Here is a 12,904-nt window from a genome sequence, read left to right on the forward strand (position 1 = left end):
TTTTTATTGTCACCATTATTTTAGTTAAGATTCGCACTTAGTACTTGAATTCAAGGGTTAAGACAAATAACTATAATCATATTTTTCAATGTGCTTGAGTTTAAACTACTTGGATATATTTATTAAAAGCAATTTGCTAAACAAGCCAAAAGACACTTTATTCCTGTTTGAAAAAGCGATACAAATAATCCTAAATTTTTGTAAATTACTTTGTTAAAATGACCAAGGGTTAACATTTTCAAAAGCTCATCAACAATGAAACATCTTATACAACAGATCCTATTAGCTATCACCTGTTTGGTATTCGCCAGCTTGGCACAAGCAAGCCATTGCTATAACTATATCGTCGAAGGTTATTACAACTTATTGGTTGAAAACGGCGGTATGTTTTTGCAAGAAACAATTAAAGATAGTAATAAAGTCAGTTATGTATCTCAGGATAAAGAGCTCTTAAAAGGTGTTAACGGTCAAGATTTTCGGGTTATTTCTGATGATGGTAAATATATACTTTTCCTAACAGATGCTATGTACTATCTTGTACCTAAATCTTTATATACAGTTAAAGAGTATGGTGTTAACCCATTGTTTCGTGAGGACGAAGTTAACAAAATTGTCTCTAACCAGTTTTATCTGGTTTCCGGTGACTGGTATTATGTTGTTTTAGCATATAATGGGCAAAGCATTAAACACAAAATACCTGAACTTAAAGGCAATCTCGAAATAATCGCCAACTTCAACCGTGGTGAAATATTATTAAAAGATGATCATGCTGTGTATATTTATTATGAAGGGGAAAATAGACTTAAAGAAATACCGCATCTCTCACCTTCACAAACACATTTCGTTCAGTCACTGGATTTTTATCAGCAACATCACTACTTATATGATGATGATACCTTTTACCTAATTAATATACGATTTATATACCAAGACATTACCAAACAGTTTAATCTGCAAGGCAAGCATGACGGCTTTACTAATGCTGAGATTCACCCTAGTTACTCAGGGGATTCGATTGATACCAAAGATGGACTGATCTGGCTTTATGCACGCAGTACTGTGCTTCAAGGGGAGGATTCTTTTTTCACGCCTATACAAGCAACCTACCTGAATAAGTACAAAGATGTATATGTTTATCATGATAAAGTTTATGCTGATAATTGGGATCTTATTCAAGAACGCCAGCCACTTGATCTGGCGGTGGTTAAGAATCCTGAGGAACTGCATCGACCTGTCACGGTGGTATTTTCTGACAATGTATTGGAATACCTTTATCATGAACATCAACTACAACCTCAAGAAAAAAAAATTAATCTTAAAACTACTGAGGATTATATTGAAATCCAAAATCAAAGAATTTTTATTGGTGCTGACGAACTTAGTAGCGATATATCTAAAGATAAACCTATTTTTTTAGGATCAATTGTCAATGTTATCAAACCATGCGATAGTCGCATGGGAGATTCAGTTGTTGTGGATTACTATTACTTTTTTACCGATGGTAATAAGGTTTATGCTTACGTCAATCCTTCGGTAAAGAAAACACCACAAATACTAAACAACATTTCCCCCCAAGACCTTAAGGCCGACGATTATGACACGTTACAAAAATTAATGAACATGCTCATTACTCCGTAATGTATTTATTAAAAAGTAGTCACTTGCGGTTACCGGTTAAATAAACGACGTTTAACTTGCCAGTGTTTCTTGTATATTCTATTTTGAGTTAATCTTTATATCAGCCAGATATGATGTTTTGTCAACATCACTAATTTGTCGTAACACATTACAAGGAACTCCTGCCGTAATCACGTTTGCAGGAATATCTTTTGAATGATGAAAAATCTCTACTATCTAGTGGATTAAATTTTATGCGTTTAAAACTGCATTTATGACTAATTATATATGCGCAAACATAACAATTTATAAAATTTAATTTGTGTCGTATTATAATAAAATATAAGCCCAGCCTAATCAGGTGGTTTCATGAATAGCACTACTAAAATTATAAACTTACTTATAGAAAAATTTGTTAAAGACAATAATGTTGAAATGGCTATAGCTTTATTACAAATTGTTTTGTACTCTGAGCAAAGAAGGGCAAGGCTACCGAATTTAGATGTTCGATCCACTCTTAAAATGCAAAAGAAATATTGTTGGATTTTTTAAAACTATTGGTTCATGGAGCAAAATTTTAGAAATTTAAACATGATATTAGAGGATTTTATTAATGGTTAAATTCACTCCATTCTGGGATGAAGGTTTGACTTTATCTCAACAAAAAGAAAAAATAAAATCTCTTTTTACAATATCTAAATATCAAATCAACAAAAACTATCCTGATATTTTACTACGAGAATCTGAATGGTGCTACCTGCTATTACCAGGAAGAATTTCTCATGAAATCCAGCAAAAGTTATTATCTTCTGACTTAACTTGTCTATGCAACTATCCTGCTATTCCATATGCAATTATATTGCCTTATCTTACTTATTGCGAAGTAATTTCAGATATTTTGTCCTCACAGAATGATGCTGTTTATTTTATTGCTTTCGCAACTCAGGAAAGGGATCACGAAAAATTATTGGAATGGATTAACTTAATTATGACTAGCAGCAATCATATCACTAAGACAATAAATGCAAAGCAAAAATTCACTGCTTTTTCTTTGCTAGTTATTGATAGTGGAGACTTCATAGAAAATGAGGAATGATCCTGTAAATACCCCATGAGGCATTAAATAATATGACGCCGATTGAGAATATAAAACACTAAAACTCCCGGAGTAATTTTCTACGTGAATTGTGTACTAAGAATGGGGTATTTACACTATAATTTTATATTACAGAGTGTAAAGTGAAATAGCTTGGATCAGTATAGTATTGATAAAGATTAGAATTAGTCTTTTTGAAAAACAGAGGAATCAGCCATCGAAGGGCTTTAGCGAGTTTTTTCGTGTGCATTAGCAGTTAATGCACACGGAAAAATAGATGATAATTAGTTAATTAGATCTTGTTTTTACAGTCACCTGTATCTAAGTATTCTTGAAGATTATCATAGCTATATTCTATCATATTACGACAAGCTTCATCCGTATTACTTCCAACATGCGGTGTAATTAATACTCGAGGATAGAGTGAAATAAGCTCGTCAATTACAGGGTTACCTGTTGACTGACCTTTGAAATCTTTATTGAAAATAGTACTTTCATTTTCGATAACATCGGCACCAAATCCCGCTAATTTACCGCTTTTAAGGGCAGTAATAACCGAAGATAAATCAACAAGTCCACCTCTAGAACAGTTGATTAAGATCGAATTATCTTTCATCTTACTTAAAAAATTAGCATTAACAATATGATGATTTTGATCTTTGATATATGGCATATGAAGTAAAATAATATCTGATAGCTTAACTACCTCATCCATTTCCATAAATGTGATAGTTTTTTTAGCTTCTTCGCTTTGATAAATATCATAACCAATTACTTCTGCACCTAAACCTTTAAAAAGTTTAGCTGTAGTTAAACCAATGCGCCCAACACCTAACACACCAACTTTAAGTAAACGTACTTCTCGGCTGAAATAGCTGCTGTGAACTGTGAAATCTCCATTGCTTGTTGAATTAGTCATCGATGCTGTATTTCTAAGTAGCATTAATGCCAAAGTTAAACTTAACTCAGAAATAGCATTAGGAGAATATCCTGGTACTAGAGCTAATTTAAAACCTAGTTTTTTAGCTTCAGGAACATCAATATGATCAACACCAACAGTTCTGGTTAATAAAAATTCAACGCCCATCTCTTTCATCTTTGCTAAATTTCTAAGCTTCGCATTACAGTTACCACGTAGCATAACAGCGTTGTGACCTTTGATTAAGTCAACGTTATCTTCAGTAAGCAGCTCTTCAACGAGTGTTAACTCATATCCATACTTGTTTAAAGATTGGAAATAAGGCTGCTCATTTTTTCGTGCTCCAAAACAAATCATTTTTATTTTTTTCATATCTGGTCCTTACATAAACATACTAAAATTTTTAATAATTTCTAAAATTAATATGATAAATGGAATAATAAACACAGCAGCAGCTGTTGAAATTAAGCTACAGTTTGACGATGTAATTGCTTCATTATCAAATTTAATTGAGTAAGCAACTGCAACTGTTGCAGGTGGTGTTGCCATCATTATTGCTGATACTGCAACCGAAATAAATGGAATTGGGAAGAATATATTTGCAACAAATAATCCAACAGTTGATAGTGTTGGTACTAATAAAATTTTAGTGAAAGTATATAACCAAGCTGTTTTGTTGGTTAATGCACTTCCTAAACTCACTTGTCCTAATGTAGCACCAATTGATAACCAAGCTAGTGGAGAGGCTAATACTGCAAGATATTCCATTGGTTTGAATAGCCAATATGCCGTTTTGTCTAAACGTAAAAATGCATAGGTTTTATCGCCAACATGCACTTGAGGTAAAAAGTCTTGGAAAATCCAAATAAATAAACCTAAAAACGTTGCAATAATAATTGGATTTAACACCATTTGTTTGATGTTATTAGCCGTCATTTTTAAACCACTAAATGAGATAAATCCCCAGCTATAAAGGAAAATTCGATAAGAAATATTGAATAGTGACGCATAAAGTATGCCATCTGTACCATAAATTGCACCAATAATTGGCATACCAAAGAATGTTGTACTACCTAACGTAGTTAATACAGTTAATGCTTTTTTACGTTGTTCTTCATAGCGGAAATAATATATTTTCATTAAGAAAATTAATGAACCCTGGATCACAAAACCCCAAATTAATACTGTAGCCCCTTGCATTAACTTTTCTGGACTAATGTCTTGCATAAAGCTTTTAAAACTTAATGCCGGTAAAGCAACAGTTAAGATAATTAAGCTTAACTGTTTAGCTATCTTCGCATCAAAAATTTCCTTTTTAGTTAAAAAAAAGCCTAATAAAATTATCAATAATGAACTTGATATTGCCCCAACAATACTATTGTTCCCTAGCACTGTTGAGAAAATTTGAAACAAATCTAATCCTTCCATAACATCCTCATAATTAAAATAAAAAATTTAAAATAATTTAAAATAAAATTTTGTATATTTTGGATCTTTAACCTTGATCCAACGCTCGCCAAGTGTATTAATATTATTTTTAATTGGAATTTAGCGTTATTTACTTGTTTTTCCTTCTTGATAGATTTTCTATACACACAGCATAATTGGTTTATGATTCAATTCGATAATCGAGTAACTGATTATTTATAAAAAACAATGTTTATACAAAATATGCTACAGGCTCATTGAATAATATTGTTTTTATTTAATGCTATAAACTATAATTAAACCTAATTACTAAATACCTTTTCTTAAAGTTTTTTTCAATTCCTTAACTTTCCTTTGTTGCTCTAGAAGACTTATTTGATTGTCTACCTCGATAGAGAACTCTATAAAATCAATTGCACGCCCTTTCCGTAAAGGTTTATAAGCTACTTTTAAGTCACTTTTTTAGTTAATTTCTTCGATTGATGGTTTAATTACTTTCCTATTAAGTTCTTTGTATTCCTCAAATTTATTATTAAGCTATAACGAAATGCGTAAATCTAACACGCTAATCGTGCGAGATTTTAGAGATCTTTACTAAGTTAATAGCTAATAATAATAGTCTAATTGAATAAGTACGGTTAAAACCGCTTATATTGCGTAATTGATAATTAGTGAATTGTTTTTCAAGTTGGCAGAGGTATGGCATGACCGCATTGCGAAACTCAATTATAGCTAATCCATTGTTGTTTTTATATTCTGCGGATTGAATCCAACGAAATTTTTTTGTTAGTTTGGGATCTTTTACATTAAATAGAACGTTCATAAAGATTGTCGATCGCTGTTTTTATTTGCTTGTATGCATTATTTTGCTTTATATCAGGAAACTGTTTGATAAAGTCCTCGACGCTTATTGTTTGCTTTTGCTGTGGTTCTTGTGGGTTTAACATTCCTATACAACAGTAAAGCATCAAACGTTACTCGACTAACGTCAGCTTGTAACTTGCTTCAACTAGATAATTATCTTTATAAACAATTAAATTACTCATGATAAAGCACCTATAATGTATATTTTTAAATATAATACACTATAAATATATATATTATTTACACTTTAAGGTTATAGCCTGTGGATAGCACCATAAAAAGGTACACCTTTAGAGGTGTAACAAATAAGAAGGATGGCGGAAGCGCAGAGATTCGAACTCTGGGAGGGTCGCCCCTCGCCGGTTTTCAAGACCGGTGCTTTCAACCGCTCAGCCACACTTCCGCAATGCCGCAGAATATTAAAGTAGAGACGGACTTTTGTAAATAGTTAATTAAAAAAAAAAGTGTGTTTGCTTTAATTTTCATCAATTTTGCCTGTAATTCTTTTTATTGGCGGACTTTTATTCTGAAAATTCCTGTTGGAATTGATTTAATTGAGTATAATAATATCCAATAAATAAAATTGTATGTTGAGAAAAATGTTAGAACAAATAGCAACTGATGAGAACGGTTACTTAAAGAATTGGCAGGACTGGTCTGCTGATTTAGTGCCTGAACTAGCATTAAAAGAATCGATTGAATTAACTGATGCCCATTGGGAAGTCATATTATTTGTGCGTGATTTTTATTTAGAATATAAAACTTCACCAGCTATTAGAGCTTTAGTTAAAGCAATGGAAAAGAAGTTTGGTGCAGATAAGGGCAATAGCCGTTATTTATATAGACTATTTCCTGAAGGACCTGCCAAACAAGCAACCAAACTAGCTGGATTACCCAAACCTGTTAAATGCATATAAATAGAAGGAAATTTTAAATTCATGAATAGATGGAAGCTTCCTTTGTTATTATTAGCAATACTTGGTTACTTACAATATTCTTTATGGTTCGGAAAAAATAACATATTTGATTATCAAAATAATTTGAAAATGCTAGCTGCTTTACATGAAGATAATAATAAGTTAAAGGCTCGTAATGAACAGATGTTTGCTGAAGTTAATGATTTACAACAGGGTTTTCAAGCAATAGAAGAGCGTGCTCGTAGCCATTTAGGCATGGTTAAACCAAATGAATATTTTTACCGAATTATTATAGATTCTAATGCACAAAAAAGATAAGGTATTACGTGAATAAAGCTATTAAAATCAAAGCAATAGTGCCGGCAGCGGGGGTCGGTTTTCGTATGAATAGTCAGATCCCAAAACAATATATTAAAATTGGTACAATGACAATTTTAGAGCATACTCTAAATAAATTATTAAATCATCCGAAAATAGATAAAGTCATTGTAGCAATTAGTCCGAAAGATGACTTATTTAATACACTTTCAGTTGCAACCCATCCCAAAATTAGCGTTGTTTTGGGTGGAGCAACTCGGGCTAATTCTGTTTTAGCTGGATTGCAATCGCTTGATGATAATGACTGGGCTTTAGTGCATGATGCAGCGCGACCTTGTGTTGATAAAGAAGATATTAGTCGCTTAATTGAAACGGTTATAAATTCACAACGAGGTGGGATATTGGCAATGCGTATTTACGATACCATTAAACGCGCCTTTCATGATAATGATACCGTCATTGAAAATTCACTAGATCGTAATTATTTATGGGGAGCAGCAACACCACAATTATTTAAAGTTGCTGAGTTAAAATCATGCTTACAGCAAGCTTTAAACAATCATGTTGCCATTACCGATGAAGCCTCAGCAATCGAGTATGGTGGTGGTCATCCATTATTAGTTGAATGTCGGCGAGATAATATCAAAATTACTTGCCCGGAAGATATTGCATTAGCTACGTTTTATTTAACTAATCACATTTTTGATAGGTAAAGAGTTATGAGAATAGGGCATGGATTTGATGTACATAAATTTGGTGGTGAAGGTCCGATCACACTTGGTGGGGTGAAAATTCCTTATGAGCGTGGACTTATTGCCCATTCTGATGGCGATGTGGTATTACATGCTATTACCGATGCGTTGATTGGTGCATTAGCATTAGGGGATATTGGTAAGCTATTTCCTGATACTGATGTTAAATATCAAGGTATTGATAGCCGAATTTTGTTAAAAGAAATTTATAGTATTATTCAAGCCAAAGGTTATGAGCTGGCTAATCTTGATGCAACTATTATTGCACAAGAACCCAAAATGCGCCCTCATGTCGATCAAATGCGGATTAATATAGCTGAAGATCTTACTCTCCATTTTGATCAAATTAGCATTAAAGCTACTACTACCGAGCAATTAGGCTTTATTGGACGTAAAGAAGGAATTGCTTGTGAAGCAGTAGTGTTGTTAACTAAGAAATTGACGATCAATTCAATCAAGTAATGGACAAAGAAGTGTTTATAGAAGAACTGAGTTATTTATATGGAAAACCGACAACTATAGGGCAATATAAACAACAGTTAGCTGATTTTATTGTTAAAGAAGATCTCGGTTTTGCACTAACAGGTGAAGGTGAACATGTTTTCGTTAATCTACAAAAAAGCGATTGTAATACCGTTTTTGTAGCTGAACAACTTGCTAAATATGTGGGTATTTCTGCTAAATTGGTAAGTTATGCTGGTTTAAAAGATCGTCAGGCTATTACCACACAATGGTTTAGTTTACATATGCCAGGACAACAAACTCCCGATTTCTCAGCATTTGATTTAGCAGGATGTCAAATATTACAAATAGCTAGGCATAATAAAAAATTGAAAATAGGTGCATTAAAAGGTAATTATTTCAATATTATTCTCCGAGATTTAACCTCCAAAATTGCGATTGAATCTAAACTAACATTAATTAAACAGCACGGCGTGCCTAATTATTTTGGTGAACAACGGTTTGGACATGATAATAATAACATTACTCAAGCCATAAAATGGGCAAAAGGTGAAATTTCAGTCAAGGATCGAAAAAAAAGAAGCTTCTATTTATCAGCTGCACGCAGTGCGATCTTTAATGATATAGTAAGCAAGCGAATTGAGCACAATCTACATCAAAAAGTGCTTGATGGTGATATATTACAATTGGCTCAACGCAGTAGCTGGTTTATTGCACAACTAGAAGAACTAGAGTTGTTACAACAACGTCTACTTCAAGGTGAAATTAATATTACTGCCCCAATGATGGGGGATTCACCTTTAGGCACTTTGTCTGTTGCGCTAGAATTTGAACAAGAGTGTTGGAAAAATTGGTCTAAATTTGGTGATTTATTTAAGAAAGAGCAGGTCAAAACAGCTAGACGTTCGTTGTTATTACGTCCGCAGCAATTTGTTTGGCAATGGTTAAATGACGATAGTATCGAAATAAGCTTTTATTTACCTTCTGGTAGTTATGCAACAAGTGTAATACGTGAATTGATAATAGGAAACAAGTAAGGTAAATGCAAACTCTAAAAATGCAATCTTTAATTAAATTATTGCGTCAGCAAGGAATCAAAGACGAACGTGTCTTAACTGCAATTGCTTCAATTCCTCGCGAACATTTCATTGATGAAGCATTGTCTCACCAGGCTTATGATAATCGTTCATTACCTATTGGTAGTGGTCAAACCATTTCACAACCTTATATCGTCGCACAGATGACAGAGTTATTGAAGTTGGAACCTGCTTCTAAAATACTTGAAATAGGCACAGGCTCGGGCTATCAAACGGCAGTTTTAGCCAAGTTAGTGGATCATGTTTGTTCTGTTGAAAGGATTAAAAGTTTACAATGGAATACTAAACGACGTTTAAAGCAACTCGATATTCATAATATAGCTACGCGTCATGGTAATGGTTGGCATGGATGGCCAGAAAGGGCCCCCTTTGATGGCATTATTGTAACTGCAGCAGCATCAGAAGTTCCGAAAAGTTTATTAGAGCAATTGGCGGATAAAGGTCGTTTAGTCATTCCAGTAGGAGAACAAACTCAGGTATTAAAATTAATTGAACGTAAGGGTGATCATTTTATTACTAAAAATATAGATAAAGTAAAATTTGTGCCCTTATTAAAAGGTGATATAGAATAAAAAAACCACCACAATAAATGGTGGTTTTATTCAATTTAATTAATTTAGGTTTAATATTTTCCTTGCTTCATCTGGAGTAGCTGGTTGTTTACCGGCTTCTTGGATAATACGAACAGCCCGTTCGACAAACTGGGTGTTTGATTTAGCTAATTCACCTTTGGCATAGTAAATATTGTCTTCCATTCCAATACGAATATGCCCTCCCATAGCAATAGTTGCATAGAGAGTTGATAAATGATTCGAACCTATACCAAATGCAGACCAAGTACTTTCTTTCGGTAGTAAATTTTTCAAAAAAACAAGATTTTCAACAGTAGCTGCAATACCTCCAGGCGCCCCCATACATAATTGAAAATGTAATGGTGCTTTTAATACTCCTTTATTTAAATAGTAAAGTGCATTATAGATAAAACTCGCATCAAATACTTCTATTTCAGGTTTTACATTTTGTTGTTGCATATAATACCCGAGTTTTTCTAAAAATGGCGGTGTATTATAAAATACAGTTGAGTTCATCCAGTTCATTGTTCCGCAGTCATAAGACCCCATTTCTGGTTTGACTTTAGATAAGTGAATCATTCGGGTTTCATCGGTGGCATTGAGATCACCCGATGTTGTACAGTTAATGATAATATTGCAGTCAGTTTGCCGAATTAATGAAACCGTTTCTTCAAATTTTTCACTATTCATAGTGCCTTTACCATTTTCATCTCGCATATGCAAGTGAGCAATAGCAGCACCGGCTTTCCAACAAGAATAAACATCATTGGCAATTTCCTGTGGTGTCATCGGTATTGCAGGATTATGTTCTTTAGTTGGAAATGCTCCTGTAGTTGCAACAGTGATAATAACTTTATTTTTCATAATATTAATCCTAATTATTCAATTTTTGTATTTGGTAAAAAGAACATGGTAACGGCAGATAAAAAGAAAAATATTGCGCAAATACCAATACCTACCGTGAGTCCGTATTTTGTTGCAATGAAACCAAGGATAAATGGTGAAAAAGCAGAAATACCTCTACCGGCATTAAAACAAAATCCCGCTCCTAAGGTTCTTACCCGGGTAGGAAATAATTCTCCAAAGTATGAACCAAACAAACCAACGAACGAAATAAAGAAAGCGTAAAAAGGGCCCATTAATAAAATCAACATAGAATCTTCAACCATTACATAGATAGGTAATGTAATGGTGGTTCCAATAAAAGATAAAATGATGGCTGATTTACGACCAATATTATCCGCTAACCAACCAAATAAGTTATAACCAATAAACATCCCGACATTCAATATTAAGAAAAATAAAGACATGGTTTTTACATCTAACCCTCTAACTTTTATTAAAAAAGTTGGTATCCATGTAGTTGATCCCCAATAGGCGACAAAAGCAAAACTTGATACTAATGTTGCAAGAATTGTTCTTGATAATAATTCAGGCGCAAAGATTTCTTTTATTTGAATATTGCTCACATCTCCTTTCGCAATTCTTTCATCTTTTTGTTTTTTCCATACCTCTGATTCAGGAACAAATAAATAAATGTAAAGGGCCGCAATAATTGATCCTGCTCCAGTTAAAAAGAGTGATCTCCAACCAAAATCAGGAATAATCACTGAAGCAAGAAATGCTGCAATACCAGCTCCTGCAGGGAATGAACTTAGTACAAAGGCTGCTGCTCTACCTCTTTGTTTGGCTGGCCATGATTCGGCTATATAAGCAGCAATAATTCCCCAGACTCCACCTAATGCTAAGCCTGCTACAAAACGTAAAATTAAAAGTACGATCCAATTAGGGCTAAGTGAAATGGCAGCAGTTAGTATGCCAAAAATCATTAAACTATATATCAGTGATTTTCTTCTGCCATGATTATCAGAAAACCAGCCAACAATCACACTACTTAAGCCTACGCCTAATAAGGTTGCTGTACCAAGTAGTCCACCTTCATACATTTCCATATTCAGATCATGCATAATTGCTGGTAATGAAACTGCCAATAGAGTTATATCCATAGCATCAAACATATAACCAAAAAAGCCACCTACAAGTACATGCCATTTATTCAAAATATTTGTTTTCATTTTTTAATCCTTTTCCATTAAGGCATTATTGCAACCGTTCTTGTCCAACCTGCACTGGCATTTTTAATTTTTACTGGCAAGCATGAAACAGTAAAACCAAAGGCAGGTAATTTATCCAAATTAGTTAGTTTTTCTAAGTGATAATATTCTTTTTCTATACCAGCAAAATGTCCTTCCCATATTATGGATTTATCATGTGTTTCCTTAAATTTTTCCGCTACTAAAGGTAATGGACTATCCCAACTCCAAGCATCAGTACCTACAACTTTTATTCCTTTATTAAGTAAAAAAAGCGTTGCTTCTCGCCCCATACCGCAGCCTTTAACTAAATACTCTTTTGAACCATAATACTGTTGGGCACCAGATTGAATTAATACAATGTCTAACGGTTTTAATTTATAACCGATACGCTCTAACTCGTATTGAATATCTTTGGCGGTAACAACGTAGCCAGCAGGGAAATGTGAAAAATTGAGCATAACACCATCGGATATACACCACTCTAAAGGCATCTGATCAATAGTTTTTGCTTTTTTCCCGTGATCCATGGTTGGATGATAATGCCAAGGGGCATCAAGGTGAGTTCCGCTGTGTGTGGTTAATTTAATATATTCAATAGCCCATCCTAATCCATCTGGTAAATCATTGTTGGTGGCCGTAGGAAAAAATGTTTTGATATGTTCCGCACCCTTTGCATGATCCCAATAATCAATTTCAGTTGGCATTGATGGTGGATCATTAGGGGTTTGATCTTCTATTGATACACTTAAGTCAATTATTTTCATAT

Annotated in this window: 16 protein-coding genes, 1 tRNA gene and 1 pseudogene; 9 read left to right on the forward strand and 9 right to left on the reverse strand. The window is 33.6% G+C overall.

Features of this window, described 5'->3' with window-relative positions:
- Positions 1 to 255: 255 nt before the first annotated feature.
- From Q0K76_RS04080 to Q0K76_RS04090, 3 genes are all read left to right on the forward strand, one after another.
- Complete coding sequence (locus Q0K76_RS04080; RefSeq protein WP_294611769.1) at positions 256 to 1,638, forward strand: hypothetical protein; 1,383 nt, start codon at positions 256 to 258, stop codon at positions 1,636 to 1,638.
- A 348-nt stretch (positions 1,639 to 1,986) separates the two neighbouring features.
- Positions 1,987 to 2,169, forward strand: a complete 183-nt coding sequence (locus tag Q0K76_RS04085; RefSeq protein WP_294611772.1) for a hypothetical protein — start codon at positions 1,987 to 1,989, stop codon at positions 2,167 to 2,169.
- A 61-nt stretch (positions 2,170 to 2,230) separates the two neighbouring features.
- On the forward strand, positions 2,231 to 2,713 hold the full coding sequence (locus Q0K76_RS04090; RefSeq protein WP_294611775.1) for a hypothetical protein: 483 nt from the start codon (positions 2,231 to 2,233) through the stop codon (positions 2,711 to 2,713).
- A 292-nt stretch (positions 2,714 to 3,005) separates the two neighbouring features.
- On the opposite strand, the gene Q0K76_RS04095 is transcribed toward Q0K76_RS04090, so the two are convergent.
- From Q0K76_RS04095 to Q0K76_RS04110, 6 genes and pseudogenes are all read right to left on the reverse strand, one after another.
- Positions 3,006 to 4,004 (reverse strand): NAD(P)-dependent oxidoreductase, encoded by a 999-nt coding sequence (locus Q0K76_RS04095; RefSeq protein ID WP_294611778.1) that lies wholly within the window; start codon positions 4,002 to 4,004, stop codon positions 3,006 to 3,008.
- Between the two features lie 9 nt (positions 4,005 to 4,013).
- A complete protein-coding gene (locus tag Q0K76_RS04100) occupies positions 4,014 to 5,060 on the reverse strand; it encodes an AEC family transporter (protein ID WP_294611781.1) in 1,047 nt (348 codons plus the stop codon).
- Positions 5,061 to 5,522: 462 nt separating this feature from the next.
- Positions 5,523 to 5,588 (reverse strand): annotated as a pseudogene (locus Q0K76_RS13000) (hypothetical protein); the annotation flags it as partial.
- Between the two features lie 37 nt (positions 5,589 to 5,625).
- On the reverse strand, positions 5,626 to 5,883 hold the full coding sequence (locus tag Q0K76_RS13005; protein WP_363322395.1) for a replication initiation protein: 258 nt from the start codon (positions 5,881 to 5,883) through the stop codon (positions 5,626 to 5,628).
- A complete protein-coding gene (locus Q0K76_RS04105) occupies positions 5,867 to 6,028 on the reverse strand; it encodes a RepB family plasmid replication initiator protein (protein ID WP_294611784.1) in 162 nt (53 codons plus the stop codon). Before Q0K76_RS04105 ends, Q0K76_RS13005 begins: the two co-directional genes overlap by 17 nt.
- A 211-nt stretch (positions 6,029 to 6,239) precedes the next feature.
- A tRNA-Ser gene (locus Q0K76_RS04110) sits at positions 6,240 to 6,327 on the reverse strand.
- 196 nt (positions 6,328 to 6,523) lie between these two features.
- Here Q0K76_RS04110 and Q0K76_RS04115 point away from each other — a divergent pair.
- The 6 genes from Q0K76_RS04115 to Q0K76_RS04140 are packed head-to-tail and all read left to right on the forward strand — an operon-like array spanning position 6,524 to position 10,042.
- Positions 6,524 to 6,841 carry a TusE/DsrC/DsvC family sulfur relay protein gene (locus Q0K76_RS04115; protein WP_363322396.1) on the forward strand — a complete coding sequence of 106 codons (318 nt, stop codon included), beginning with the start codon at positions 6,524 to 6,526 and terminating at the stop codon, positions 6,839 to 6,841.
- Between the two features lie 21 nt (positions 6,842 to 6,862).
- Positions 6,863 to 7,159 carry a cell division protein FtsB gene (gene ftsB / locus Q0K76_RS04120; protein WP_294611790.1) on the forward strand — a complete coding sequence of 99 codons (297 nt, stop codon included), beginning with the start codon at positions 6,863 to 6,865 and terminating at the stop codon, positions 7,157 to 7,159.
- Between the two features lie 8 nt (positions 7,160 to 7,167).
- Positions 7,168 to 7,872 carry a 2-C-methyl-D-erythritol 4-phosphate cytidylyltransferase gene (ispD, locus tag Q0K76_RS04125; protein ID WP_294611793.1) on the forward strand — a complete coding sequence of 235 codons (705 nt, stop codon included), beginning with the start codon at positions 7,168 to 7,170 and terminating at the stop codon, positions 7,870 to 7,872.
- 6 nt (positions 7,873 to 7,878) lie between these two features.
- A complete protein-coding gene (gene ispF / locus Q0K76_RS04130) occupies positions 7,879 to 8,373 on the forward strand; it encodes a 2-C-methyl-D-erythritol 2,4-cyclodiphosphate synthase (protein ID WP_294611797.1) in 495 nt (164 codons plus the stop codon).
- An 11-nt stretch (positions 8,374 to 8,384) separates the two neighbouring features.
- Entirely contained in the window at positions 8,385 to 9,410 is a 1,026-nt protein-coding gene (gene truD, locus Q0K76_RS04135) for a tRNA pseudouridine(13) synthase TruD (RefSeq protein WP_294611799.1), read from the forward strand.
- A 5-nt stretch (positions 9,411 to 9,415) separates the two neighbouring features.
- Entirely contained in the window at positions 9,416 to 10,042 is a 627-nt protein-coding gene (locus tag Q0K76_RS04140; RefSeq protein WP_294611803.1) for a protein-L-isoaspartate(D-aspartate) O-methyltransferase, read from the forward strand.
- A gap of 39 nt (positions 10,043 to 10,081) precedes the next feature.
- Here Q0K76_RS04140 and Q0K76_RS04145 read toward each other — a convergent pair whose 3' ends face one another.
- Genes Q0K76_RS04145 through Q0K76_RS04155 form a run of 3 tightly spaced genes read right to left on the reverse strand, consistent with a single transcriptional unit; the run spans position 10,082 to position 12,902 of the window.
- Positions 10,082 to 10,906, reverse strand: a complete 825-nt coding sequence (locus tag Q0K76_RS04145; protein ID WP_294611806.1) for a 3-keto-5-aminohexanoate cleavage protein — start codon at positions 10,904 to 10,906, stop codon at positions 10,082 to 10,084.
- A 14-nt stretch (positions 10,907 to 10,920) separates the two neighbouring features.
- On the reverse strand, positions 10,921 to 12,117 hold the full coding sequence (locus tag Q0K76_RS04150; RefSeq protein ID WP_294611809.1) for an MFS transporter: 1,197 nt from the start codon (positions 12,115 to 12,117) through the stop codon (positions 10,921 to 10,923).
- 17 nt (positions 12,118 to 12,134) lie between these two features.
- A complete protein-coding gene (locus tag Q0K76_RS04155) occupies positions 12,135 to 12,902 on the reverse strand; it encodes a cyclase family protein (protein ID WP_294611813.1) in 768 nt (255 codons plus the stop codon).
- Positions 12,903 to 12,904 lie beyond the last annotated feature (2 nt).

The sequence above is a fragment of the uncultured Gilliamella sp. genome (assembly GCA_945271295.1).
Classification (GTDB): domain Bacteria; phylum Pseudomonadota; class Gammaproteobacteria; order Enterobacterales; family Orbaceae; genus Gilliamella.